The 26,682-nt window shown below is 51.3% G+C and carries 24 protein-coding genes; 14 read left to right on the top strand and 10 right to left on the bottom strand.

The features are described 5' to 3' along the window. Positions 1-10 precede the first annotated feature (10 nt). The 6 genes from ACRDCA_RS10245 to ACRDCA_RS10220 form a co-directional block, all read right to left on the bottom strand. A complete protein-coding gene (locus ACRDCA_RS10245; protein ID WP_438689402.1) occupies positions 11-1,615 on the bottom strand; it encodes a fimbrial protein in 1,605 nt (534 codons plus the stop codon). Positions 1,616-1,629: 14 nt separating this feature from the next. After that, positions 1,630-4,158, bottom strand: a complete 2,529-nt coding sequence (locus tag ACRDCA_RS10240) for a CS1-pili formation C-terminal domain-containing protein (protein WP_438689401.1) — start codon at positions 4,156-4,158, stop codon at positions 1,630-1,632. Between the two features lie 55 nt (positions 4,159-4,213). Beyond that, positions 4,214-4,897: a hypothetical protein gene (locus tag ACRDCA_RS10235; RefSeq protein WP_438689442.1), complete on the bottom strand. Its 684-nt coding sequence runs from the start codon at positions 4,895-4,897 to the stop codon at positions 4,214-4,216. Between the two features lie 65 nt (positions 4,898-4,962). Continuing rightward, positions 4,963-5,556: a common pilus major fimbrillin subunit EcpA gene (ecpA, locus tag ACRDCA_RS10230; protein ID WP_438689400.1), complete on the bottom strand. Its 594-nt coding sequence runs from the start codon at positions 5,554-5,556 to the stop codon at positions 4,963-4,965. A gap of 185 nt (positions 5,557-5,741) precedes the next feature. Then, positions 5,742-6,326 carry a LuxR C-terminal-related transcriptional regulator gene (locus ACRDCA_RS10225; protein WP_438689399.1) on the bottom strand — a complete coding sequence of 195 codons (585 nt, stop codon included), beginning with the start codon at positions 6,324-6,326 and terminating at the stop codon, positions 5,742-5,744. Between the two features lie 757 nt (positions 6,327-7,083). Further along, on the bottom strand, positions 7,084-9,063 hold the full coding sequence (locus ACRDCA_RS10220; protein WP_438689398.1) for a DUF4132 domain-containing protein: 1,980 nt from the start codon (positions 9,061-9,063) through the stop codon (positions 7,084-7,086). 285 nt (positions 9,064-9,348) lie between these two features. Here ACRDCA_RS10220 and ACRDCA_RS10215 point away from each other — a divergent pair, with 285 nt between their 5' ends. The 9 genes from ACRDCA_RS10215 (at position 9,349) to ACRDCA_RS10175 (ending at position 16,962) form a co-directional block, all read left to right on the top strand. Beyond that, a complete protein-coding gene (locus ACRDCA_RS10215; RefSeq protein ID WP_438689397.1) occupies positions 9,349-10,458 on the top strand; it encodes a M42 family metallopeptidase in 1,110 nt (369 codons plus the stop codon). After that, positions 10,455-10,730 (top strand): PTS sugar transporter subunit IIB, encoded by a 276-nt coding sequence (locus ACRDCA_RS10210; protein WP_438689396.1) that lies wholly within the window; start codon positions 10,455-10,457, stop codon positions 10,728-10,730. The genes ACRDCA_RS10215 and ACRDCA_RS10210 overlap by 4 nt, the downstream gene beginning before the upstream one ends. Before the next feature lie 16 nt (positions 10,731-10,746). Further along, on the top strand, positions 10,747-12,060 hold the full coding sequence (locus tag ACRDCA_RS10205) for a galactitol-specific PTS transporter subunit IIC (RefSeq protein ID WP_438689395.1): 1,314 nt from the start codon (positions 10,747-10,749) through the stop codon (positions 12,058-12,060). Positions 12,061-12,089: 29 nt separating this feature from the next. Next, positions 12,090-12,896, top strand: a complete 807-nt coding sequence (locus tag ACRDCA_RS10200) for a BtpA/SgcQ family protein (RefSeq protein WP_438689394.1) — start codon at positions 12,090-12,092, stop codon at positions 12,894-12,896. A gap of 109 nt (positions 12,897-13,005) precedes the next feature. Then, a complete protein-coding gene (locus tag ACRDCA_RS10195) occupies positions 13,006-13,452 on the top strand; it encodes a PTS sugar transporter subunit IIA (protein ID WP_438689441.1) in 447 nt (148 codons plus the stop codon). A 5-nt stretch (positions 13,453-13,457) separates the two neighbouring features. After that, positions 13,458-14,090: an epimerase gene (locus ACRDCA_RS10190; RefSeq protein WP_438689393.1), complete on the top strand. Its 633-nt coding sequence runs from the start codon at positions 13,458-13,460 to the stop codon at positions 14,088-14,090. A gap of 4 nt (positions 14,091-14,094) precedes the next feature. Continuing rightward, positions 14,095-14,859, top strand: coding sequence for a DeoR/GlpR family DNA-binding transcription regulator (locus tag ACRDCA_RS10185; RefSeq protein WP_438689392.1), 765 nt, complete (start codon positions 14,095-14,097; stop codon positions 14,857-14,859). 365 nt (positions 14,860-15,224) lie between these two features. After that, positions 15,225-15,962 (top strand): LuxR family transcriptional regulator, encoded by a 738-nt coding sequence (locus tag ACRDCA_RS10180; protein WP_438689391.1) that lies wholly within the window; start codon positions 15,225-15,227, stop codon positions 15,960-15,962. A 127-nt stretch (positions 15,963-16,089) separates the two neighbouring features. After that, complete coding sequence (locus ACRDCA_RS10175) at positions 16,090-16,962, top strand: phosphorothioated DNA-binding restriction endonuclease (RefSeq protein WP_438689390.1); 873 nt, start codon at positions 16,090-16,092, stop codon at positions 16,960-16,962. Between the two features lie 13 nt (positions 16,963-16,975). Here ACRDCA_RS10175 and ACRDCA_RS10170 read toward each other — a convergent pair whose 3' ends face one another. From ACRDCA_RS10170 to ACRDCA_RS10160, 3 genes are all read right to left on the bottom strand, one after another. Beyond that, positions 16,976-17,659 (bottom strand): response regulator transcription factor, encoded by a 684-nt coding sequence (locus ACRDCA_RS10170; protein ID WP_438689389.1) that lies wholly within the window; start codon positions 17,657-17,659, stop codon positions 16,976-16,978. Positions 17,660-17,753: 94 nt separating this feature from the next. Beyond that, a complete protein-coding gene (locus ACRDCA_RS10165) occupies positions 17,754-19,286 on the bottom strand; it encodes a sensor histidine kinase (RefSeq protein WP_438689388.1) in 1,533 nt (510 codons plus the stop codon). 11 nt (positions 19,287-19,297) lie between these two features. Next, positions 19,298-20,629, bottom strand: a complete 1,332-nt coding sequence (locus ACRDCA_RS10160; protein WP_438689387.1) for a vWA domain-containing protein — start codon at positions 20,627-20,629, stop codon at positions 19,298-19,300. Positions 20,630-20,957: 328 nt separating this feature from the next. Between ACRDCA_RS10160 and ACRDCA_RS10155 the strand changes: the two genes are divergently transcribed. Then, positions 20,958-21,602, top strand: a complete 645-nt coding sequence (locus ACRDCA_RS10155; RefSeq protein WP_438689386.1) for an acyl-homoserine-lactone synthase — start codon at positions 20,958-20,960, stop codon at positions 21,600-21,602. Here ACRDCA_RS10155 and ACRDCA_RS10150 read toward each other — a convergent pair whose 3' ends face one another. Then, the gene (locus tag ACRDCA_RS10150) at positions 21,603-22,319 is read right to left on the bottom strand and encodes a helix-turn-helix transcriptional regulator (RefSeq protein ID WP_438689440.1); all 717 of its coding nucleotides are present in this window, start codon (positions 22,317-22,319) and stop codon (positions 21,603-21,605) included. Between the two features lie 313 nt (positions 22,320-22,632). Here ACRDCA_RS10150 and ACRDCA_RS10145 point away from each other — a divergent pair, with 313 nt between their 5' ends. The 4 genes from ACRDCA_RS10145 to chbA all read left to right on the top strand — a co-directional run bounded on the left by ACRDCA_RS10145 (position 22,633) and on the right by chbA (position 26,678). Next, on the top strand, positions 22,633-24,060 hold the full coding sequence (locus tag ACRDCA_RS10145; protein WP_438689385.1) for a CBM96 family carbohydrate-binding protein: 1,428 nt from the start codon (positions 22,633-22,635) through the stop codon (positions 24,058-24,060). Between the two features lie 406 nt (positions 24,061-24,466). Beyond that, positions 24,467-24,787 carry a PTS sugar transporter subunit IIB gene (locus ACRDCA_RS10140; protein ID WP_025119470.1) on the top strand — a complete coding sequence of 107 codons (321 nt, stop codon included), beginning with the start codon at positions 24,467-24,469 and terminating at the stop codon, positions 24,785-24,787. A 118-nt stretch (positions 24,788-24,905) separates the two neighbouring features. Then, positions 24,906-26,264: a PTS N,N'-diacetylchitobiose transporter subunit IIC gene (gene chbC / locus ACRDCA_RS10135; protein WP_438689384.1), complete on the top strand. Its 1,359-nt coding sequence runs from the start codon at positions 24,906-24,908 to the stop codon at positions 26,262-26,264. 66 nt (positions 26,265-26,330) lie between these two features. Next, a complete protein-coding gene (chbA, locus tag ACRDCA_RS10130; protein ID WP_025119472.1) occupies positions 26,331-26,678 on the top strand; it encodes a PTS N,N'-diacetylchitobiose transporter subunit IIA in 348 nt (115 codons plus the stop codon). Positions 26,679-26,682 lie beyond the last annotated feature (4 nt).

Genomic DNA, 26,682 nt, shown 5'->3' with positions numbered 1-26,682 from the left:
ACCATTCACCTTAATGGATATCCGGGCCCGACCAGATTGCCGTAACCCTGACCTCACCGGTGGCACTAACCACCCCCATCCAATCCCGCCCTTCCATGGTGTACATCGAGTCGGCTTCATTCATCGGGAATGAGAGAGAGAGATCGGTGCGATAAAAGCTGCCGTCATTGTGCGCTGGCACCGCCCATGGCGTTCTTTGCCAGCGTGCCGCGTTCAGATTGACCACGGTATTGTCACAGCTGGCACGCGAACGAACGACCTGCCCGATGTTGTTGGTATAGGCCAGATAGGCCGAGAACGGCACCTGCAGCCTGCCATCGCTGGAGGAAAATACGCAATACGGGCGTCCATTTAGCTGCCCCTTCGGGCCCGCAACCTGTGCAATGACGTCATTAGCCTGCCTCGGCCCTGAAGTCGTTACAACATAATCGAAAACGATCGGCTGTTCTTTACCCCCAACCCTGCCTTCACGTTTCGGATTAAGTTCCAAATCCTTGGAAAGGATACTGATCCCGAAATCGCGCGGGCGCAGCAGGATGGTATTCGAGGGGGAAAACTCGTAAAACCCGGACTGGGGCGCTGCCGTATTGGTAAACAGGAAAGTGAAAAACTCCCTACTGGTGGTGAGATCGACACCGCGAGCAATCAGGTTTTTCAGGAAAGTCTGCGGCATAAATACGTAAATAGCGCCATTCCCCGGTGTGAACATGTTCGATGCCCGGGTACGTACATCGTAGTTTACCCAGTTGCCAGCCCCGTTAGGACTCATGCTAACCATGCCGTTGGCATTGGACGGAGCGAAACCCAGCGCGCTGGTATTGGCCTGCAAAGTCAAATACATGCGGGTAAACATGCTGCCCGTAAAGTCATAGGTCAACATCTTACAGATAATGCCGCTCTGCGCACCAACATAGCCTATCTTGCATAACTCCGATCCCATGCCAATCGACGGATTGCCATTACTATCGATAAAGATTTCCTGCAGCGCATTGGTGGACTCCAGTCGTATATGCCCCGCTTTGGTGATGGTGATCTCGTGTCCACCTATCCGCGCCCCCGTGGAAGCACAGGTCTGCCCGGCCGCAGGATTATAATACGCGGTGGTAGAGCACCAGCGGAGCTTATACAATTCCGTCCTGCCTACCGGAACGCCTCTAAAATACTCATAGGCCGAATCTGAGAAGATGCCGCGTGCATAGTTGGATTCACCGAGAGCATTGCCCCTATAGATACGATATGCTCCCTCCTTGCCGAGATATTCTGCAGGTAGAAAGCCGGTGTCGGGACATCGGGAAGAATTACGCATACAACGGTTGCCGATAAAGGGTCTGTCGATCGGAGAGTTTTCCAGCCAGATATCGGCATAGTTATTAGCCGATATGGACGGGGCAAGCGAATATCCTATATACCCCATACTGTCCTGACGGCTAGCCGTATATTTGGTGAACATATTGGCACCGGTGAAACGCGGGTTGAGGTCATCTTCGGCAAGAAAATATTCGCCATCCACCTGGTTCTCAACAAACACATAGCTATTGTTGCCACTGGCCGCCTGGCTGGCGGAACTGGCCAGTAGCAATGCCCCCGCCAGCCCACAAAGATTGCGCAGTTTCATATCAAATCCTGTTGTTATCGTTGTGCCAGAATGGTTTGCACGGAACACACCACATCGCCAACCCACTTCACGCCCTTGGCCTTGGCCAAATCCAGATCGACTTCGCAAATACCGTGTTCCGCCGTGGTGAGCGATACGCTCGGGTAACGTTTGTCCACGTCCATCGAGAAAGCTCCCGTCGCATCCGTGGTGGTTTTACCGATGTGGTTGCGTACCGCCGCATTGGCAATCGCCTGGCCATTTTTCGTCGTCATACGGCCAAATACTGTCACCAGTTGCTTCACTTCCGGCTCATAGACGGCGACATTGCCCGGATACAGAGTGACGTTGCTGGTCCGCCCTTTCACGATGTCAAAGCTGTCCATGGAGTTTTTGTCGTTCATCAGCTCAACCTTGTAGTTCGAGTAAGGCGGCAGCGGGATGAAGTTGTTCGAGCCAGTCAACCGATAGCTGCGACCATTGACCTGGGCTGAGAGCACCGCATCGTCGATGAAGCCGGTTTTCACCAGCACCCCGGACTTCTCCTGGATCCCGCTGGCAGCAAAACTCTTATTGCTGTAAGCCAGCGCACCATGCGCGGTCAGGTTGCCATTCAGGCGATTATTATCTGGCCGTGAGAGTGACAACGTGCCTGCGCTGTATTTGGTATCAAAAGCGGCATAGCCAGAGGCGGTATAATCACTGTCGCCATTGTGTTTATCCTTGATAAGCTTCGCCAGGTTGAAACCGGCCGAGGTGATTGCCGTATCATCAAAGCTCCTGTTGGCGGCCAGATTGGCCCGTACATTGCCGTTATTTGAAGACACTCCGGTACTCAGCCAGCTAGCCAGCGGTAGCGAGAAATCCAGTGAGATATAGCGCTGATTGGCGCTGTTTGACTGGTTGTTGTAGCGATAACGCTGTGCACCGGCGCGTAGGTTGATGGTGCCGTAACGCCCAGAGAACAGCGCTGTAGAATATTCCAGGTTATTTGAGACGGTGCGATCGCGTTTATCTACCGTGCGGCTAAGCGTGACTTGTCCGCCGCGCGCAAGAAAGCGGCTCAGGCTGAGGGTACCGCCATAGGAATAGCTGTCCGACTCATAGACCGGCAGACTATCACCGATATGGCTCTTTTCCCGATTGGCCCACAAGGATCCATAGCCTCCCGGTATCGCGGCGCTGGCACTGAAAATATTGCGATAGCGCCCACCTTGCGAGACCAACCCCTGCCAACCCAGATTGGCAACCTGGTTCAGGTTGACGTTAACCGAAGTCTCATTCACCACCTGCTTGTCGAAGGTGTAGGTCGAGGTTTGTACCGCCATCCCCATAATCGCCGGAACCGAGGCGATCTTGAAGATTTCCGGGTTCGAGAGTGCCGCCGAAACCCCGGCCAGGTAGGTTTCTTTGGTAGTACTGCGATCGACACGGTTACGACGATTGTCGTAATCCACATAGCCACCATACAGCTGCCAGTTCAGCTCCTGCGCCCCACCGTTAGTGCCGAAAAACGCTTTGTTGATGGTCTGGCGCATACGTGAATTAACCTTGCCGTCGATCACTACCTCGACATCGACATCATAAATCCCATAAGGCAGGCGGCTGGTATCAACCTCAAAGCTGCCCATCGGGAAGTTCTGGATGTTCAGCAGACGCCCCTGGCGGTAAATATGCACTTCCCCAGCGCTGGGCAAGAAGACGGTGATCGGCGTCAGCGCATGTTGGTTGTTGTGGATCTTGGTGGCCGATTTATTGCCGTAGGTGATGCCATACACCTTGCTGCTGCTGAGCGCCGACATGTTGCCGAGAGATTGTAAATTCCAGGTATCAACCAGCCCCAACGCCAGACGACGGCCGTTGCTATCCCTTTCATACATGGCACGATAAAGCTGTGAATCCTGCTGAGCTTCACCGAGACCGTAAAACGAGCCGTTCACATTGAAGTGATGCTCCGCGATACCAAAGGTGTTATCCAGGGTTAGATAGTTGTTGGAGGTGTTTTCACCTCTTTTTAGCTGTGAGCGATAAACACCGAGATCGTAATTCAGTATCGAGCTGAAATGCGGCACCGAAGATTTACCCAACAGGCTCAGGCGTGGAATAATGGCGGTAGACAGGCTTGCTTTACTCACGTCCAACGTCAACACGAATGAACGGACGTTCAGATTCAGCTCAGCATCGTCGGAAAGCGCAATTTGGGTATTTTCATCGAAGAAACGGTCTTTCAGACTGGTGATTAATGCCTGGGTTGCATCCGCTAGCCTGGCCCCTTCGGACTCTTCTACCAACGTAATGTCTTTTATCATCAGGCGGTCTTTTTCGAGCACCACCAACGCATCGGCTACCTTTTGTTTTTCTTGTTGGTCGCCGCCTTTGTAACGCAGCAGGACAGGAATGGTCATACCTTCGGTCAGCGCCTGGCCAAAAACACCCGGGATAAGATAATTTCCTAAACGAACATCCTGTAAGTTTCGTGCATTGGCCTGCGTAGATACCAAGGCCGCTGCAATACAGAGCGCGACAACCTTTGCTCTTGTCCCTAAGATGAAATTATTATCCATTTGCTTCCCCAAACAACACCCTTATTCCACACGAGGCAGATAATGAATAAAGGTGCTATTTCACGTTGATATAATCTTCGCTATGCCAAATACCCACGCTGAGTTTTTGGTTATTGATATCAACAAATTTCAAATGCACGCCTAAGCCTGGCATGACGTAATAACGTTCCCGGCAGCCTTTGTTTTTCTCTTCGCTGGTTTGTGGCTGCTTACACGGGCCAAATGCCACGGCGCGGAAAGAGCTATTGCCGGTGTTATAAACCACACCGTTACGATATTGATAATCGAACTTATCCTGACGCGGTGCTACGACCAGGATGGTACTGATAGTCGCCGAGGTGGTTGCCGAAGCGGTTTTTTTAGTTTTTGACAACCCCTCTTCGGTGACCGGATTATCATTCCACACTAAACGGTAATAGCGTTCCTTATCATCTTTCGGGCCGGCATAGAAAACCCGAAAAACATCCTTGCCCTTACCAGGTAAAATCAGGTTGGCTGGTGTGGTCATTATTTCCTGTTTGCTCTCCATCGGGATCACTTTCCCACCCTCCATTGGAGAGGAAATTCGTTCTACCCTCAGGCTAACCAAACGTGCATCATCCACGGTATTGATCACTTCTTTGGCGACGACGCTCTGAGCAGGAGCAATAATTGAAGTGATCGCGCCAACATTAATTGCACCGGCGTGGGTACAATAGAAGAGTGCTGAGCACATCAGCGTAGGAAACCATCTTTTCATCGTGCGTTCCATTTAGGATCGGGGCTATTCACCCCGATCCTGACTACGTAAAGGCAACCGGATGATTAACCGGTGAAGGTACCGTCCCAGGTCGCGGTGAACTCTACGTTCACGTTGCCGTCCCAGTAACCGTCAGCCAGGTCTTTGAAAGCCGTGTCGGTGCCTGCAACTGTGGCTTTTGCAATGTTGAACGCGAACACGCCCTGGGTGCTTGCACGGCCAGCACCGGCATAGGCGCTTTCCAGAGACAGTGCAGCCAGACCTGCGCTGATACCTGCAGAGGTATCGATCATTACCATGTCGGTGCTTTCAGACAGTTCTTTACCGTTCCACTGTACGCCTACGGTCAGCGCAGAGTTATCGCTGGTACGGGTCAGGGTGTTAGAGATGATTTTTGAGGTCAGTTTAAAATCGCTGGCACCAGACTGGCCTGCAATGGTGATGTCAAACGCACCGTCTTGAGTATTGAAACGATCCAGACCTTCTGCGTAGTTAAAGGTCAGTGATTTCAGCGGAGTAACCACCAGCATACTGCTGGTATCTTTAATGGCTTTTGCATCCCATGAAGCCGTCGCATTCGCCGTGCGAGTGGCTGCATTGGCCAGATTAATTGTTCCCATCGCTGAAGCTGCAATCAAAACCAGAGCTAACTTCTTCATACTATTTCTTCCTTTTTTATATCAATTAATTTCCCGAGGGTGATAACGGGCATGGCACACTAAATGCGACGCAAAGGCGCATTCGAAAATCAAGTTTCCGAATAAGCCCTTTGGCATAGAGTCGACAATATTTCTACAATATAGAAATATCGCATCCTACAGATAATATTATTTTAACTCGGGGATTACCGATTTTCTGGAGACTGAATAGCCTGAGTATAAATGTCATGCATTTTAGTCAACCCCATTTTGCCTAAGATATTATGACGCAGGGCATATATCGTTTTGGGGCTAAGCTGCAACCTGCTGGCAAGATCCCGCACGGTGACACCACGGATGAAAATACGCAATAGGTTCATCTCTCGCGAAGAGAGACTGGACTTAGACGATGAAATCACCCGGTTCCCTGCAATAACACGATCGATTTTATCAAAAATATCGCAGGAAATACCCGTCCTTTGGATCACCGAATCAACTTGGCGAAACCTGCTTTTATAGTAATTAGCCAACGGTAAAAGGTGACTATCGGTCACCAAAACCACACGATTACAAGCAGAATAAATTAGCCAATCCCGCTCCAGAAATAGACGCAGGTTAGACAATTGAAAGTCAATAAAAACCACTTTCAGTTGTTCTGGATCTGTATTGATTGAGTTAAAGTAGCCAACAATACCTTGATGAAAATATTGATTGGCATCTGGCCAGGTTAAAGGCTTTTTTGATTGAGTACCACGCTCCAGTGGATACTCGTCATCCATGTTCTGTTGCATACGGATTCCTTTCTCTTCGTATTATACACCAACTCCATAACGCCGTTGGGTGAGCGTTGATACTTCACTAGCACTAAGCAAATTCTTAATTTGTAAAATGATATTAACGGCGAAATATCATTATTCAAAATCGGTTAAAACGATCAACGAAGCCATGATTAATCGACACAACCTATCAACTTGTTATTATTTATCACAACCCAATTTGAGATTATTAGTATATATTCCAGCCAATCTTGTTAATTAGTTTGCTTATTGTCAACTAAGAACATTCTCTTTAAATTCCGCATTAACAATAAGTTGATTCTTAGAAAATGCTGATTTAGTAGTGAATTAATTGAATTAACGCACAGAGGATTAACGAAAAGCCTCAAGAGGAATCCCAAACCAAACCTACCATAAAGGGTTAGTTGGTTCAGGCGGTAGTACACTATTATTTACTACATTTACCCCACCTCATTATTAACAATAAGTTAACACAAACCAAACAAACAGGAGGTTTATTGAGCAGAAAAGCGTTTTTTTTATGTGACTAAAATCACTTTTTTATCGAAATAAAACCCGTTTTATCCTAATAAAGTGAGGATAATGACGATCAAAAGCCGATAATTACATGTTAGAAAAGTCACATTTTGAAGATTACGAGAGACTTCCCCCTGTTTTACAACAGGGGATAGAAAAATGTGGCGTTGGCTCAGAGTGCTTGAGAGGTGGTGATAACCTTCACTCAATGTTCCCTGACAGAAGGCGGCGCAGCTTAACGTGATAACAGCCTGTTCAGCGTAGCGATTATCTCACCAGACAACAGATCGCCAGATGCCTCCTCCAACCGGGGGCAAGGCAAATCCACGGGCTTGCCAAGGCATGTCACTCTACCAGTGGCTAAATGTGCCCGGTTATCGCCAACCTGAGCATAATGGCCATCAAGGATGAGCCGCTGGCTGGCAATCTCATCGGCAAAATGCTGCTCTACGCAGGTTCTTCGATAGTCGAGAGCCTCCTTCATTGAGACAAAGCCGGTTTCACCCCGAGCAAGGGCCGACTTGCTGACGAGCAAATCAACAGCCCGCAGCGCTTCAGAAAGCACCACGGCGGGGATCTGCTCATCAAAAATCCGCTCGCGGCGACCATTGCTCTGGCGGTAGCTAACCAACTCACCGCTCTCCCCTTGCCCCTGTACGCCATGGTAGAGCGTAGTCTGCATGGTAAACACGAAAAGATAGCCGCCAAACCAACGTTCGAAGGCGTCATAATTAACTTTCCATCCTTCAGCGCGAGCCAACCCCACCAGCGTTTGCAGATCCAGCGTATAGCCAGAGAAATCCTGCATTGCGGTGGCATGATAGATTTCGCGTAAAACCTGCTTAAACGGCTGATCTATGCCCTGCCTTAGCAGGTAGCCTTGCCATGCATCATGCTCGGAAGGGGAAACATGCAGCGGATGCCATAACCGTATACGTTGCGGATCGGGCAACGTGCAAGGCTCTCCCCAACAATCAACCCACTGTTGGTTTGCCCTGGGCATTATTGAATGGTAAACACCGGGCGCGGACTCCATCTGCCAGATGAGCCGGCGGCTGATATCAGCAACCCAGTCAAATTGTGTTACCGCTTCAAGCCAGGCTGGCCATGCATAGTGCGTATCGCAATACACGCCGTTTTCCAGCACTTTCAACAAGGTATCGCGCTGCTTTTTATTTTTAGTGGCGGAAAGGTGCCTGAAAGCGTATTCCCCGCGCATCGCCAAAGCCACTTGAGCAGGCTTGAGGTTACGCTTTAATTTTTTCTGCACGCCAGCATGGCGGACCTTCTCTACCCAACGCTGTAGTGCCAGCACGCTCTCCGGTGTGGGAACGCCTTCTACCGCATGGCCCAGCGCGATTGCCAACGACTGCGAAGGCACCGTTTTAGCTTCGCCAGGCGCGGAACAGACTAGCGCCAACAAGCGTGGGAATACCTCCCCAAACCAGCGTTCATCACGCCATGCCGCAACCCTTGCCGCCCGTGCAATGACGTGTGCCTCTTCGACAGAAAATGCCCCGTCGGCGCGGTAGGTGGCCGGTTGGGTATGGATGGCTTCAAGGTGGGCGATAGCCTGGCGTAACGCTTGATAAGCAAACGAGCAATAGGCCGGATCCTCACTCAACTGACGGGCAGGATCTTCTTCCCCGGCTTTAAAGTAACCTTGTCCAAAGAAAAATAGCGTAAAGCGGGAGTTGGTAGATAGGTGGGGAATAAACGTGGCTTCCAGCAAAATGAGGCTTTGCGCATTAAATTGCTCGCTCACTACTTGCTGCCAACGTGTAAGCGCAGCCTCACCGCTAAACTGCGCCATAACGGCACAACAGTAGCGCCCAGCCTTCGCCAATTGCTGATCAAATTGCTGCTCATCGGCAAACTGCTGGCTAATAAAGTCTGTCAATTCACTCTCTGGTGGCTGTGACAGCCAACCCAGGTATTGGACCATTTCCTGCCAATCCCGCGCCAGCGGCAAAACCCGCAACGCAGCGGCGTTATCCAGGGCGGGTTGCAATTGCTGCTCTCTGACCTTTCTGTAGAGCAAGTTAGCCAGGCTATTCACCGTTGACGAGGGGTCGCGTTGATTTTCTAAAATATCTGCCCACAGCCCACCCAAGGTTTCGGGCGAGAGAGAGTAAATCTGATCCGGATTAGCAATGGCGCTATCGACGTGCCGATCCAGCAGGCTCAGCCAGTCATGGTTGGGTTGTTCACACATTGGAATTTTACGGTCCCTGTAATGTTGTTGTCATTCTTTGGAAGGTGATTTTATCAGGTTATCAGACATGCATACCTTAAGGCAGAAAAGCCATCTGGCCGGGATCGATCGCCACCATTGAGCGAAATCACCAAATACGCAGCAAAATTGAGCGATTTAATTTTAACCAGTTAACAAAATTCCCAAAAAAACCGTCACGCCTATTTTTTATGCGATTGTTATCACATTTTATCAATCAGTTAGCGCACATAACATCCTCTCTGCCAATCATCACAGAGGTTGATTATGCCATTTGATATCAGTTCTACCCTGCTACAGCTGTTGTCGTTAGACGCCATTCCCGGCTTTGAAACTCCGGTTGCGGACGTTATCCAGCCTCTGCTCGCGCAAGGTGCTATCAGCACCCGGCGGGACGTGCTGGGTAACGTGATCGCGCAATATGGCAGCCAGGATCCTGATGCCCTGCGCGTGATGGTCTTTGCCCATATGGACGAAGTCGGCTTTATGGTGCGCAAGATTGAACCAGGGGGATTTATTCGCTTCGAGCGGGTTGGCGGACCAGCGCAAATCACCATGTCCGGCTCGACGGTGACGCTACAAGGCAGTAAAGGCCCGGTCTCCGGTTGCATCGGCATCAAGTCTTACCATTTCAGCAAAGGGGACGAACGAACCCAACAACCCGCCATTGACCAACTGTGGATCGATATTGGTGCCGCCAGCAAACAGGACGCGCTGGATATGGGCATTAACATCGGTACGCCCATCACGCTGTATAACCCACCGCGCAAGCTCGGCAACAACCTGATTTGCAGCAAAGCGTTGGATAACCGCCTGGGATGCACCGCGTTGGTTGGCCTGGCAGATAAAATTGCCGATAAACCCTTGGATATCACCCTGTTTATCGTTGCCGCCGTGCAGGAGGAGTTTAATATCCGGGGGATTTTGCCGGTATTGAATACCGTGCGGCCGGATATGACCATCGGCATCGATATCACCCCGTCATGCGATACGCCGGATCTCAGTGACTATGCCGATCTGGTCATCAACCAAGGGCCGGGCATTACCTGTCTGAACTACCACGGACGCGGCACGCTGGCCGGTTTGATCACCACACCAAAAGTGATCCACTGGCTGGAAAGCACCGCCGCACAACACCAGATCCCGGTTCAGCGCGAAGTGGCACCGGGCGTGATCACCGAAAGTGGCTACATCCAACTGCAGCAGGACGGCATTCTCTGCGCTGGCTTGTCCATTCCCTGCCGCTACACCCATTCCCCAAGTGAAGTTGCCAGCCTGAACGATCTGCAACACTGCATCGATCTGTTGGCACACCTGGTTCTGGCACAAGCCGAAACCTTCCCTATATCCGCAAAATCAGCGAGGTCAGCATCATGAAGAAGATACTGGTTGCCTGTGGCACCGGCATGGCGACATCTACCATGATCGCCCAGAAAATTACCCACTTTCTGGCCAGCCACAATATTAACGCTACCACCAGCCAATGTTGCCTGAACGAAATCCCGTTAAATAAGCGGGGAGTGGATGTGATCGTCACGGCAATGAAAATCACCACCGACTATGGCATCCCGACCCTGAACGGCGCGCCGTTTCTGACCGGGATCAATGACGAGCCGCTCAAGCGGCAGTTGCTCGAGTTGTTAAAATAACCGCGGGGACACAGTCATGCTTGATTACTTGTTATCGCTAGGGGGCAGCGTGTTTGTCCCCATTATCATGTTCTTCATCGCGTTGATCTTCCGCATCCCGTTTCTGCAAGCGGTAAAAGCCGGGGTAACGATCGGCATCGGCTTTGTCGGGATGGGGCTGGTGATCGTCATGGCGATCGATAGCCTCAACCCAGCCATCAAGTTGATGATCAACCGCTTCGGCTTGCAACTCCATCTGCTGGATGTCGGGGCAGGCCCGGCTTCCGGCGTGGGCTACGCCACCGCCATCGGCGCGGTGGTGATCCCGATCGTCTTCCTGTTCAACATTGTGCTGCTGCTAACCCGGCTGACCAAAACCATGAACGTGGATATCTATAACTACTGGCATTACGCCATCACCGGTGCCATTGCGCACATCCTTACCGGCAGCATGATTTATGGCATCATAGCTGCGGTTTGCCATGCGGCACTGTCGCTGAAAATGGCCGATCTTACCGCCAAACGGGTACAGAACATTGTCGGGCTGGAGGGGATATCCATTCCACAAGGCTGGGGAAGCAGTTCAGTCCCGATTGCGCTGGCGTTGGAATGGGTTTACCAGCGTATTCCGTTTATGAAAAACCACAATATCGATGCCAGCGAGATCCAGAAACGCTTTGGTATGATCGGCGATCCGGTGATTATCGGCGTGATCCTGGGGATTATCTTTGGCCTGGCCGCCGGATACGGCTTCCGGGATCTGGCTAACCTGGTGATCACCGTCGCCGCGATCATGGTGTTGTTCCCACGCATGATCCGCCTGATCGTCGAAGGTTTGTTACCGATCTCGGAAGGCGCCCGCACTTTCCTGCAAAAACACTTCCATGGCCGCGAGTTGTATATCGGCCTGGACAGTGCCGTTACCCTTGGTCACCCCACCACCATCGCCGTTGGCCTGCTGCTGATCCCGATCATGCTGATCACCGCCGGGTTGCTGCCTGGTAACAGCGTGTTGCCTCTTGCCGATCTTCCCGTTGCCCCCTTCTTTGTCTGTATGGCAACGGTGATCCACCGGGGTGACTTCCTGCGCACCTTAATCACCAGTTTCATCACCATGATTTTTGTGCTGCTAATCGCCACCCAGTTTGCGCCGTTCTTTACCCAAATGGCCGCTCAGGGTGGCTTCAATCTGGCCAAAGACGGTTCGCAAATCACTGCCCTGTCCGTCGGCAACCCGTTTGGCTGGTCGATTACCGAACTGGTCGGTATGGGGCTGATTGGCACCATTGTCTGCGTCGGCATCACGGCATTAGTGGTGATTGGCCTGCGTAACCGCGAAATTTCCGCCTGATGTATCAACCCGTTAAAGGAGTAGTAACTATGACTTGGCTTAAAACCGTGATTGGCACCGAGAAAGCCGTGATTGCCATGTGCCACCTGCGCGCCTTACCCGGAGACCCGGATTATGACAGCAACCGGGGCATGAACTGGGTGATCGATAAAGCCCATAACGATCTTATGGCGCTGCAAAACGGTGGCGTAGACGCGGTAATGTTCTCCAACGAGTTCAGCCTGCCCTACCTGACCAAAGTAAAACCGGAAACCACCGCCGCCATGGCGCGCGTGATCGGGCAACTGATGAGCGAAATCCGCGTGCCTTATGGCGTGAACGTGCTGTGGGACCCGGTGGCCTCTTTCGATCTGGCTATGGCCGTCGATGCCAAGTTTATCCGTGAAATCTTCACCGGGGCCTATGCCAGCGACTTCGGCATCTGGGATACCAACGTGGGGGAAACCATCCGCCATCAGCACCGCATCGGTGCCGGACATGTCAAAACCCTGTTCAACATCGTGCCGGAAGCGGCGGTGTATCTGGGCAATCGCGACATTGCCTCCATCGCTAAATCAACGGTGTTCAACAACCATCCGGATGCATTGTGCGTTTCTGGCCTGACGGCGGGCAGCAAAACCGATGCCGCTCTGCTTAGGGTAGTGAAAGATACGGTGCCGGATACCGTGGTGCTGGCCAATACTGGGGTATGCCTGGAAAACGTGGAGGAGCAGTTGGCGATCGCCGACGGCTGTGTGACCGCAACGCATTTCAAAAAAGACGGGGTATTCGCCAACTTCGTGGATGAGCAACGGGTCGCACGCTTTATGGAGAAGGTTCATCTGCTGAGAGGGTAAAACGGGACCGCTTTGCAACGGTCCCCCCATCATCGCTAACGGGCCCGGCGTCCTCGCCAAAGTAGGCCGGGCCTTTATTAATCGCTTTTCTGTTACAGGAGTCAATATGTTGCTATCTCATTCCCGGCTGGCTCAGGCCAGAAGAACAGCCACCGGTTGGCAGCAAGCGGTGCAAATCGCGCTGGCCCCCTTGCTGGCCACGGGCCGCATCACTGACCGTTACTGTCAGGGAGTCATTGATAATACGCTGGAATGGGGGCCGTATTACGTCGTCGCACCGGGTATTGCCTTGCCCCATGCCCGACCGGAACAAGGGGTGCTGGCCAATGGCATTGCCATCACCACGCTGGAGGACCCCGTTCGTTTTGGTCATGAAGACTGCGATCCGGTTTGGCTCCTGATCGCACTCAGCGCCGCAGACGCCAACACGCATCTGGCGACCATCCAGCGCATTTCCACCCTGCTGGCAGATGAGGAACTGCTCGTTCAACTGCAACAGGCCACCACCGACAGCCAGCTATTCCAACTCTTCCATTCTCGCAACGTGCAGGAGTGACCGCTATGCCATATCTTCATCCTTCACTGGCCTCTGCCAACCCGCTGAAACTGGGGGAAACGCTGATAAAACTGGCGTCCCACCCCATCAGCACCCTGCATATTGATATAGAAGACACCAGTTTTATCAGCAATATCACCTTCGGGATGAAGACCGTCAATGCCATTGCTCGGTCCACCAAACACCCGCTGTCGTTTCACCTGATGCTGGCCAATCCATTCCCCTGGCTACAGTGGATAGCACCGCTGCGGCCTGCCTGGATTTTCCTGCATGCTGAAGCGCTGGCCAATCCGGCTGAAGGGCTGGCCGCCATCCGCCAAGCAGGTGCACGAGCGGGTCTGGCGCTTAACCCGGCGACGCCTCTTGCGCCCTATCGATACCTGAAAGATAAGCTCGAGGGAGTGCTGATTATGACCAGTGAACCCGACGGTGCAGGGCAGCACTTTATTCCGGCAATGCGAGATAAAATTGCCGAAGCGGCGACACATTTCCCGCAGACTGAGATCTGGGCCGACGGGGGAATCGATATCTCTGTCGCCCCACAGTTGATCCATGCAGGTGCTCGTCATCTGGTACTTGGGCGTGCGGTATTTGGCAGCAGCGATATCCCGCAGGCGCTGCGCCAGTTTCAGGAGTAGCACCATGAGCCAACAGCGCAGTGAACGTATCGGCAATATCCTGCACTACCTGTGGTTGCATCATCAGTTGAGTATCCAGCAGGCCAACGAGTTGCTGAACTATGCCGAAGCTACCCTAAGGCGCGATTTTAACTACATCGCCGCCCACTATCCCGGTATGGAGCGTTATCACGGCGGTTTACGCTTCAACGTCAACAACGCGGATAAAGAGTTTGTCTTCGACATGAAGAAGAACATTAACGTCGATGCTAAAAAGCAAATCGCCCTGCTGGCACGCCAGCATATTTCGCCCCACGATTTCATCATTCTCGACTCGGGTACCACCTGTCTGGAATTGGCCAAAGTGCTGGATATGCCCGCCAGCGTGGTGACCACCGATGTCAATATCGCCCATCATCTGGCACAGATGAGTCACCTGGAAAGTTATATCATTGGGGGAATGATCCGCCCCGGTTACTTCACCGTAGGGGAAAGCCTGGCAACCGACATGTTGAAAACCTTTTCGGTCGAACAGGCGTTTATTTCCTGCGATGCCTTATCACTGGATGCGGGTATTACCAACGCCACGTTATTCGAAGTCGGTATCAAAAAGACCATTATTCAACGTGCCAAGAAAGTGATCCTACTGGCCGATCACAGTAAATTCGAGCAGACCAACCCGTACAACATCAGCACCCTTTCCTGTATCCACTGCGTGATCACCGACGCAGGCATATCCGATGCGCTGTTTAAGCGTTATCGTCAAGCAGGCGTGAACATTATTCGTTGACGGCCCATGGGAGAATCGCTGGCTGAAACCCGTTCAGAACAGTCTGCCAGTAAATAATGTGTGCGCGAAATCGGCCCATCAGTTTAAATTAAAATCGCTTAATAAGCCCATCAGTGATTGGGGGCTAAAAAACAACACAGGGCACTTGCCTCAACCCAGAAGATAGCCTTAATATAACGGCAGTAAAAATTTCCCTGGTGTTGGCCAATGTGGCAACCTGACCCAACGAGGTCAGGTTTTTTTTGCTATTTTATCGAAAAAAGCCGATTAAGCAGAATATTATCTCGCTAGTAACGGTCATTTAAGTAAGATGTTGTTATAAAACATATTTCATAGGCGTTATTATTTCAAATCGAGGTAATTTGATGTCGATACTCTTTGCTGCTGGCCATGATGAAAATAATGCATTCAGAAATCATCTGGATAGAAAAATAGCAGAATTTGGCGATTTCAAATATGCCTATATGATACTTAACAAGAAAAACCCGCTAGAAACGCTGATAACCTCCAATTATCCAAGTCAATGGATTGATATCTATAAAGAAAGGAACTATCAACATATCGATCCCGTGGTGCACTGCGCCCTACAGAGGGTATCGCCATTTCCCTGGGACGAAAGCACGTCACTAAAATCACGCCTGAAGCCTTCAGAAATATTCAGTCAGGCAAAAAGCTATAACATTACCCATGGCTATACCTTTGTACTGCATGACCACGATCATAATTTGGCCATGCTGTCACTGATGACGAATGACAACAAATCCATTGATATAGAGAACCAAATACACCATAGCAAAGCCCATTTGCAGATGCTGCTGGCTAACATCCACCAAGAAATTACCACCCGGCACCAGGAAACCGCGCGAAATAGGTTCGATAATCCCAACGCAGCAAAAGATCCCCTGTCAGCACGGGAGAATGAAGTGCTCTATTGGGCCAGCATGGGGAAAACCTACCCGGAAATTGCCATTATTCTTGGCGTGAAAATGCGTACGGTAAAATTCCATATTGGCAATATTGTTAAAAAGATGGGCGTGACCAATGCTAAACACGCTATCAGGCTGGGTGCCGAGTGGCAGCTTGTCAAACCGGTTGCTCGCTGAGATAAAGACGCTGCGTACAAGCTGGACGCGAGTGCTGAATGGCTGGATCAGCTATCGAACCGATTGAATCCCTTCTCTTTTGCGAGCATGATCGCAACCTTTACCGCCGATCGCCAGGACGCACAGGATGAAAACCAGCCAGGAACTGCAAAACGCCATCTCCAATCTGACCCTGTGGCGCAGAGGCGATCAGCGTGCACCACATAAGCCGTTACTGTTGCTGTATGTGCTATCCCAATATCAACAAGGTCACGAGCGGCTGTTCAATTACGGTGAGGAGGTCCACGCCCCCCTGCTGGCATTACTCAATAGCTTTGGCCCACAGCGGCGCGATCATTACCCCACCATGCCATTCTGGCGTTTACGCGGCGATGGATTCTGGGAATTACACAATGCAGAGCTTTGCAGCCCGCAGAAAGGCAGCAAAGAGCCACCTAAGCGGGAAATAATTGAACATGGCGTCAGCGGCGGTTTCGACGAAGAGAGCTATCAGCTGCTACGCAGCCAACCCGCCCTGATCGACAAGCTTGCACAGCAAATTCTGTGTGAGCATTTCCCCGACAGCGTTCAAGAGCTGATAGCCAACCGTTTGGACTTTCAGCTGGATGGGATACGCAAAGCACGCGATCCGGCCTTCCGGCAAACGATCTTACGTGCCTATAACTATCAATGCGCAGTATGTGGCTACAACCTGCGGCACGACAGTACGTCCGTTGGTTTAGAAGCAGCCCATATCAAATGGAAGATGCACGGCGGCCCCTGTACCGTGACCAACGGATTAGCGCTGTGCTCGTTGCACCACTCCGCATTTGATATGGGAGCGATCGGGCTTGATGACAGCATGAAACTGCTGATTTCAGCGGGTGTGAACGGCAGCCAGATGGTCGAGCGGTTGTTCTGGGATTTTGCCGGTAAGGCGATTTGGTTGCCCAAGAGCGCTGAACATTATCCTTTGGATACGTTTGTGGAATGGCATCGGGGGCAGGTGTTTAAGGGGTGAGCCAGCTTAACTCTCACCCCAAATACCGATACCCCATCCCATGCACCGTGCGGATCAGCAACGGGTTATTCGCATCAAGCTCAATGCTCTTGCGCAGTTTGGAGATATGCTGATCCAACGTGCGGCTGTTGGGCAGAAAGTCATAGCCCCAGGCGGCATCGAACAGCATCCCGCGGGTGACGACCTTGTTTTTATGTTGGTTGAGACACTCCAGGATTTTCACCTCACGCAGCGAAAGTTCCAGCCGTGTCTCTTGGCGCAAAGCGCACAGCTCGTTGGGGTACACTGTTAAATCACCAAAGCAAAAGCTGGCATCTGGCTGAGCGGTCTTGCTGCGCAGGCAACGCCGGGCGATGGTTTTGATCCTGGCGCGGATCTCATGGATGCCAAACGGCTTGCTGATGTAATCATCAGCCCCCAGTTCCAAACCAACCACCCGATCGATCTCTTCATCCTTGGCAGACAAAAAGACAATGGGGATCTGCTCATCCTGTTTTCGTATCTCACGGCATACCGCGTAACCATCCAGCTCCGGCATCATGATATCGAGGATGATAAAATCCGGTTGCTGCTGTTGGTACATCTCTAGCGCCACCTTGCCATTTTCTGCGGCAATCAGGGTATATCCCTCACGGGACAGCGCTTCAACCAAGCCCTGGCGAATGTTGGTATCGTCTTCAACGACCAGTATTTTCATTAAGATCCCTTGTGGTTAACACGATTGGCAGCGGCAGAATGCCGTTCCCCTCACCCCAACCCTCTCCCAAAGGGCGAGGGTTGGGGTGCTATGGTCAGCTAGAGGTGTCCATCCGTTGTCCGGCCACTGTACGCACCAGCCGCAAAGTAAAACGCACCCCAGACGACTGCGGAGCAACCAGGATTTCCCCGCCCAGGCTATGTGCCAGCTGCTGAGCAATCGTCAGGCCAATGCCCGTTCCCGCAACACCCTCGGTAATACCTGATTTCACCCGGTAAAAGGGCAAGAAAATCATCTTGAGCTCTTTTTCACTGATGCCTGCACCATAATCCCGTACGTGAATATCCACGTAGTCCGCGCTACACGCCACCTGCACATCGACCTGTTTCCCGGCAGTGGCATACTTCTCCGCGTTGCTCAGCAGGTTGTTGATAATCTGCGTCAGGCGATCGATATCGCTACTCACCACCACGTTTTCGCCCAGCGAGAGCGAGAGCGCCATCCCCTTGGCCTGGTACGACGGTAAGAAAGTCTGTGTGATGTTAATCAGCAACGGGTTGAGTTCAATCGGCTGCAAGTGCAGCTTCGGTTCACGGGTAAAACTCAAGATATTCTGGATCAGGCGCGACAGGCGCTGGCTCTCACCGATAATCACGTCCAGATAACGCAACCCTTCATCGTGCTGTTCATCGAGCTCCTCTTTCAGCAGCTCGGCATACAGCGTGATATTGGTCAGCGGCGTTTTCAGTTCGTGGGACACCTGGCTGACAAAACCCACCTGCTGGCGCGCCAGCCGTGCCGTCTGGGTGTATTCCCGGTAGAGGCGAAAAATGATCAAGCCCATGATGGCCAGCATCAGCAGGATAAACGCCCCGCCCCACAGATAGACCGCCGTCGTGCTGGCCGGCTTGCCGTAATAGCTCACCTGCCAGCCCGTCAGCGGATAAGGCAGGCTCTGTTCGGCCAGCGGTTGCTGGCTATCCAACGCGACGTAGGGATTGCTTTGGTACAGTAGGCGTCCGTTCTCTTCCAATACCAATGTGTCGCTGCCAAAATCGAAGCTGGCCGCATTGATCACGTCCGACAACAGCTTGATATAAGGAACCCGAAATCCAATGGTATCACTGCCGATAGTGCGCCAGTAAATCAGCAACGGCTCCTGCACTTCGCCGGTAATGAACCAGCCGGATTGCGGGATCGCCATCTCGCTTTTTATGTTGTGGCCGTACAGTAAGGAAGGATCGTTCACCAGCGGGGTGATGGCCTGAACCCAGGCTAACTCTTTTTGGCTCAGCGAGCCGTTTGGGTTGGGGTACAGCAAACGATTTTTCTGTAGAACAAACACGCCATCAATGTCGCTGTCCTTCTCAACCAGCTCCTTGAGCGCCTCATCGTTAGGTTGCAGGTAGTCGGTGATCACATCCAGCCGCGTCGCTTTCTGCCGCAGGATATCTATGATGCTGGTGCTGGCCTGCGTGGCACGCGTCTGTGCCAGGGTCTGGGATTGGTAATGGCGTAACAACACTTCGTGCTCCAGAGTGCGCACTCCCAGATAGGCGATCAGACTGAATATCGCCACGGTGATGATGATAAAAATCGTCAAACTTCTGGAAGTACGCTGGCTCATTCGGCTCCCTGTTACTGGTTCTTCTGGGTTTTGATGTTGTAGTTCTGCTCTTTCACCGCTTTACGGGTCGATTCCTTGCTGTCGCTCTCCATTTTACCCATCAGTTCTTTGTTCTTCTGCGCGCCGGCTTCGGCTTTTTGTCTGGCAGGGGCTGCGCTAACAGGCAAACTCTCCAATGCTGCCGCGTTCTGGCTAAATACCTGTTTGGCCTCTTCCATTTTGCCTGCGTCCATCAATTGTACCGCACGCTCATTTTCCAGCGCTGCCTTCTGAATGGCCGAATCCACCAGCACCTCATCAACCTGCGCAGCACTGACGTCTTTGACGGACTGGCTATAGCTGACCGCCACCTTTTCATTGAAGGTATCGACCTGCTTGGTGCTCAAGTTGGCGTAACGTACCTTCACTTCGGCCAGCGGTTTGCTTTGGGCATTGCTGCCCTTGGCCGGGATCACTTCCAGCAGAACATATTTTTCCTGATTGGAATACAGCTGGTTCAGTTTCACGGTGACCGTATTGCCGCTGATGCTGCCATCACGCCCCAACAGGCGAACCGGGGTGACCTTATCGGCGGTTTTAATCTCCACCACTACGTCTTGCGCCACTACGGACATCGCATCGTTAAACTCGTGGGCGAAGGTCTTTTCCAGATCGCTGGATTGCTCGACAAAGGCATGGTTGCCATCGCTATAGCCAGCAATGGTGGTCATCAGGTCTTCATTGTAGCCATCACCAATACCGATGGTGGTAATGGCGATGCCTTTCTTGGCCGCCAGCTTAGCCAGCTCGGCCAGTTCACTATTGGAGGTTGGCCCAACGTTGGCCTGCCCGTCGGAGAGCAGCACAATGCGGTTAACCTGCTCTTTATCCAGATGCTTGCTGACCTGATCGATGCCCTTGCTCACCCCGGCAAACAGTGCCGTCATGCCGCGCGGTTCAATGCTCTTGTTGATTTTATCGATCAGCGGTTTCTTATCTTTGACCTTGATGGCCGGGATCACCACCTCCACCCCGGAGTCGTAGGCAACGACCGAAAGCGTGTCATCACTGCTGAGCATGTTAACGGCGGCGATCGCGGCCTTTCTGGCGTTTTCGATGCGATCGCCACTCATGGAGGTGGAGCGGTCAATGACCAACGCCAGATTGATCGGGCTGCGTTTTTCCTGTGGCAGCGGATAGCCCACCAACGAGATTTTCAGGTAGTTTTTATCCTGGGTATTTTCCAACACCACCGGCGAGGCAACTTCAGACCTTACGGCGACCTTGGGGGCTGCCGGGGCAGCGCTGGCACTCCATGGCAGCACAGACAGGGTGAATAAGGCAAAAATACATTTCAGATCCATGGTGAGGCTCCTTGTCATAAGAATCGAATCCATTTTTGCCCGTATCGGCCACTGAGTTGTCTGTTATCTGTATAAAGATGTCAAAAATTGGTAAAAGTTGCCGTTACAGCGATCGCGTCCTCGGCTTCGAGAGCCGTAAGAAACAGCCCATAGTGTAGCTTAAAACGCCTTTTCCTGTCCCTGCTATAAACCGGTAAAACCTTATAATAAGGTTAGCTTAAACCGATTAAAAAGCATTATCATTCCATTGTACCGGCATGCTCTTAATGAAACTTCACTGATGTTACCGGATGAACTTATCTCTATATATTCATTCACAGGTGACATTATGTTTACTATTTATAGCGTTAACTACTCTTCAATGAGTAATGAAAAATCAGAAGATCTCTTTATGTTACGAAAAAACACTTTTAAAGACAGATTACAATGGGCGGTAAACTGTTCTGACGGCAAGGAGGTTGATCAGTTTGATAATGACAAGACCAACTATATTTTTGGCGTGGAGGACGGCATGATTATATGCGGAACCAGGATGATCGACATGAAATACCAAAATATGCTGAATAGCACCTTCTCCTCATTCTTTAACAAGGTCAACATTCCAGAAGGTAACTTCATTGAATCCACACGCTTCTTCGTGGATAAAGAGAGAACCCACTCGCTATTAGGCCGTAAATTCCCCGTCACTATGGCTTTGTTTCTCTCATTGATTAATTATGCGCGGCAGCACCACTATGATGGCATTCTTGCCGTCGCCAGCCATCCGATGATGCACATCATCAGGACTTCAGGCTGGAACGTCACCGTACTGGAGACCGGTGTTTCCGAAAAAAATGAGCCGGTCTATCTGTTGTTGGGCCACGTCGATGTCGAAAGCCAGAGGAAGCTAAAAGCCAGGATATTCAGCAAACACAGCTTGGCAGACGAGTCTGTACTGAACGACTGGCCGCTGGCGGCTGAACCTTCGCTGTAATCAACTAACCGGTTTAATCAGTTGAAGTTCCACACCTAGACGTATTGCATGCCGGGCATTTGCTACCCCCAGTTTTTTGACAATATTGGACATATGGAACTTGACCGTACGCGTTGTGATCCCCAGGATCATCCCCGTTTCCTGGTAGGTTTTCCCCACGCTGGCCCAGTAAAGGACTTCGTTTTCCCGTTCGGTAAACTGGGCGCTTTTTTCTGTACGAGTGGCGTTTTTTTCTGACAGCGAATTCAGGGTTAGATAAATCTCATGCACCGATGCCAGTAATACGGAGATATCGCCTTTGTTTTTAATCAGGGTTTGCGTGACTTCTGCTCTAGTCTCAGGGGCGAGAATAAAGGATAACGTCACCAGGTTATTATTATAATCATGCAAGACAAAGGTATAGCCGTTATTCAAGCCGAACTTTCTGGCTCGTTCGAAGAGTTCGGAAAAATGAAACCCTCCGCCCGTCATCAGATTTTCATCCCAGGAAAATGGCGTTAGCCGATTCAACGCGGTGATCACCACCGGATCGGTATATTGTAAACCGTTGGCTTTATAATGCTCTACCCACTCGCCAGGATAATTGGTTACGCCAAAGATACACGACATATCTTTTTTGGATAACACCACATATGCCCAGATTAACTCCCCGAAATCTTTTAACGTCGCCTCGAGATGCTTTTTGATAATGTCACTTATATGTTCTTCGTTTTTCATTAACCGCTTGCCCCCGACGACGTCAATAATTTTCATCCAGCCGAATATACCAGATAAGGATGCCAGGCCGAAAGCACCGAATTTCTTTTTCGAAATCGACACATCGTATGGGAACCGCTTCCGGGCTGACAAGCCCACCTGCAGTGGCACACCTGCCGTAGGTTCGTTGGCCACCATGCACGGTGATACACCACAGGGCGGCCATTTCCCCTGTTAATTTCCAAAGCGCCTAACATCAATATGTGTTCCGCGCGGCTCACATAAAAAACAGCACCCTGACATCTCATCACCGATTAACTGAAGGATATTTCACATGAAATACTCGTTGTATTCTCTCGCCCTGCTGGCAGGTTCCGCGGCCCTGGCACCTCACGCTGTCTTTGCCGCCGACGCACAAATTAACGTGGATTGTAATTTCAGCCATATGAAACCGGACGACCCGATTTTAATGCCCAACATGCCGGGCATGGCCATGTCTCATGACTTTGTCGGCAACCGTTCCACCGATGCGTACTCTACCGTTGATACATTATTACAGCACTCGGGCACCACCTGCGATAACGCAGCGGACAGCACTGGCTATTGGGTTCCTACCATGAAATTGCCAAACGGCGAGATTGTGCACCCGACCTATATCAAGAACTATTACCAGGCCAATAAGGTGATTGATTACCCCATCACCGCCTATCCGCATGGCCTGCAACTGTTGGCGGGTGACCATGCGGGCAGCGGGCCGAACCCGCACGTCAATTTCCTCTGCGGTAATGGCAACGGTTATACCCACACCGCAGACCAAATCTGTGGGCTACGTGCCGCAGGGGATGCCGTGCAGTTTAACATCGCTATTGAGTTCCCCAACTGCTGGGACGGTAACAACCTGAAAGCCAAAGGCACCAAGAATGCGGTGTATAGCACCAATGACCAGTGCCCGGCCGACCATCCGATCAAACTGGCTACAGTGAATATGAATATTGCCTACGTCTTACCGCAAATCACCTCGCTGGATGTCAGCAAAATACAGCTGTCGCTGGATCCGAAAATGATCGACGGCAAACTTACCGAACAGTGGGGCAGTATTTATACCGCTCACGGCGATTTTATGAATGCCTGGACCGATCAGGCCGCCAGGTTCATGGCCGATCGCTGCATGAACTACTCCATGGATTGCGGCACCAATATTCCTTACAGCTATACCGATGCCAAAGAGGATACTTATGTCAGTAATCAGGGGGATAGCGATAAAAACTTCGGTAGTGCCCAGACCTTACTGGTGCAGGATGACTGGAGTGGCGCAGGCCGTGACAGTAACAAGCAAATGATGGCATTAATGAAGTTTGCTATCCCCGCCGAACCCACCAACCTGGCGGATTATCCGGGAGTCAGCTTTAAATACAAGATCCGCGTCTATGATGGCAACATCACCGATACCGCTGCATTCAGCATTTTCTTCTATCCGTTAAGCAACCCGAGCCAAACCTGGAGTGAAAACGCGGTGACCTGGAATACCATGCCGAAGCCTAATTACAACGCCGATGGCAGCATGTATATGAATAACGTGCAGCAGTTCCGCTATGTGGATGTAGACAAAGCGGTACGCGCGGCACTGGCTGCGGGCAAAACCGAGATCTCCTATTACATTGGTGGCGAACGTCATGCACGGACGATTAGCGTGAATTCGAAGGAGAGCGGCAAGGCTCCGACGCTGATGTTGATAGGCTATCAGGAAGTAGTAGAACCATAAGTCAGGCTGCCCCCTGGAGATTCAGGGGGCTTTTTATTTGAACGGTTGTCCAGTGCCACCGGTATCGGTTAACCGCAGACTATCAACCGGATGGACACTCCGCCCCGCACACATCAACGCCCCTTGCAATACTGCCCACGGGAAGGCCAGCGTTTCGCTTTATAGCCGCTAGACCGGGCCTTTACGCCCTGGAGTTGCGCAGCCATCGGCTGCCTCAAGTTATTTATCGTCGCGAATTATTTGCCCAAAATGTGAAGGTAGTCATAACCACTGGTCAAGGAGAGACAATTTTATGCCTCTACAAATTACCGTTTGACTAACGTGATGCTCTATACTCCATGCAAGCAGAGACAATCAGGGCTACGGAATCAGACCTGTACAATATTGGCAACATGAGGATTTCGTTATGGAAAAGAAGGTCATTTATCTGTTCTGTTCAGCGGGCATGTCGACTTCACTGCTGGTTTCTAAAATGAAGGCCCAGGCCGAAAAATACAGCGTCCCAGTCATTATCGAAGCTTACTCCGAGTCCTCGGCAGAGGAGAAAGGCGGTGCGGCGGATCTGGTGCTGCTGGGGCCACAGATTGGCTACAAACTAGCAGAAATTCAAAAGCTGTTACCTAACAAAATCGTCGAAGTCATTGACCCACTCCTGTACGGCAAGATCGATGGATTGGGTGTGTTGAAAGCCGCGGTTGCCTCCATCAAGGCAGCGGCCAGTAAGTAGTCAGTCAGTCTTTAGTTAATTTTAAATTTTGCATTACTTTAAAGTCAAAGAGTCAGCAGTCAAAGAGCGAATTTTCATATCCCTGGCCGCCCGTTAGGCGGCATTAAAGGAACATAAAATGAGTAAAGCCATTGATTCACTTGAAAAGGTGTTGCTTCCTTTTGCCGTCAAAATAGGCAAGCAACCCCATATAAATGCTATTAAAAATGGTTTCATCAAATTAATGCCGCTAACCCTCGCCGGGGCCATGTTCGTCTTAATCAACAACGTGTTCCTCAGTTTTGGTGATGGGTCTTTCTTTTATTCCCTGGGCATCCGTCTGGATGCCTCAACGATTGAAACCCTCAATGGGTTAAAAACCATCGGCGGGAACGTTTACAACGGCACATTAGGCATTATGTCGCTAATGGCCCCCTTCTTTATTGGCATGGCATTGGCAGAAGAGCGCAAGGTAGACCCCCTTTCAGCGGGTTTACTGTCCGTCGCAGCCTTTATGACCGTCACCCCTTACAGCGTAGGTGAAGCTTATGCTGTAGGCGCCAACTGGTTAGGCGGCGCGAATATTATTTCCGGTATGCTGATCGGGCTGGTTGTCGCTGAAATGTTTGCGTTTGTGATCCGCAGAAACTGGGTCATTACCTTGCCGGACAGCGTCCCTTCTTCTGTCTCCCGCTCATTCTCTGCCTTGATCCCTGGCTTTATTATCCTGTCGATCTTCGGGATTTTCTCCTGGGTATTAGGGATGTACGGCAGCAACTTCCACCAGATTATTATGGATTCGATTTCCAAACCTCTGGCGTCAATGGGAAGCGTTGTCGGCTGGGCCTACGTCATTTTCAACTCCGTGCTGTGGTTCTTTGGTGTGCATGGTTCTCTGGCGCTGACCGCGCTGGACAGCGGCATCATGACGCCATGGGCACTGGAAAATATCGCCTTGTACACCGAGTACGGTTCTGTCAGTGCCGCGATTGAAGCCGGGAAAACCTTCCACTTCTGGGCTAAACCGATGCTCGACTCCTACATCATGCTCGGGGGTTCTGGGGCAACGCTGGGTCTGATCCTGGCCATCTTCATCGCTTCACGCCGTGCGGATCACCGCCAGGTCGCCAAGCTGGCGCTGCCATCAGGCATCTTCCAGATTAACGAACCCATCCTGTTCGGCCTGCCGATTATCATGAACCCGGTGATGTTCATCCCGTTCGTGCTGATCCAACCGATTCTGGCGGCGATCACCCTGGCGGCATACACCATGGGCATTATTCCACCGGTGACCAACCTGGCACCGTGGACCATGCCAACCGGGCTGGGTGCCTTCTTCAACAGTAACGGCAGTATCGCTGCCCTGTTGGTCGCGCTGTTCAACCTTGGTGTCTCTACGTTGCTTTATATGCCTTTCGTTATTCTGTCTAACAAGGCTCAGGCGATCATCGAGGAAGAAGAAAGCGAAGAAGAGATTGCCGCAGCACTGAAATTCTAATCTGTCGGAATGCTGGGGAGCGGCTATGCTCCCCAGTAGCAACCGCATTAATACAGGGAGATTACGATGTTCGATTTAGACAACATTGAGGACAGCGCAGAAGAGTTGGACGAGCTTGAAGAAGTCGTGATGGGGCTCATCATCAACTCTGGGCAGGCGCGCAGCCTGGCTTACAACGCACTCAAGGTAGCAAAAGAAGGTGATTTCACCCAGGCTTGGGAACTGATGGCCAAATCACGTGCGGCGTTACATGAAGCGCATCTGGTGCAAACCAAGCTGATTGAAGGCGATGCGGGAGAAGGCAAAACCAAAGTCAGCCTGGTGCTGGTTCATGCCCAGGATCACCTGATGACCTCGATGCTAGCCCGCGAGTTAGTAACCGAAATCATTGAGCTTCACGAAAAAATAAAATAACGTT

Source organism: Serratia sp. (in: enterobacteria), assembly GCF_051654945.1.
Lineage (GTDB): Bacteria > Pseudomonadota > Gammaproteobacteria > Enterobacterales > Enterobacteriaceae > Chania.
This window is presented reverse-complemented; position numbering and strand designations above follow the sequence as displayed.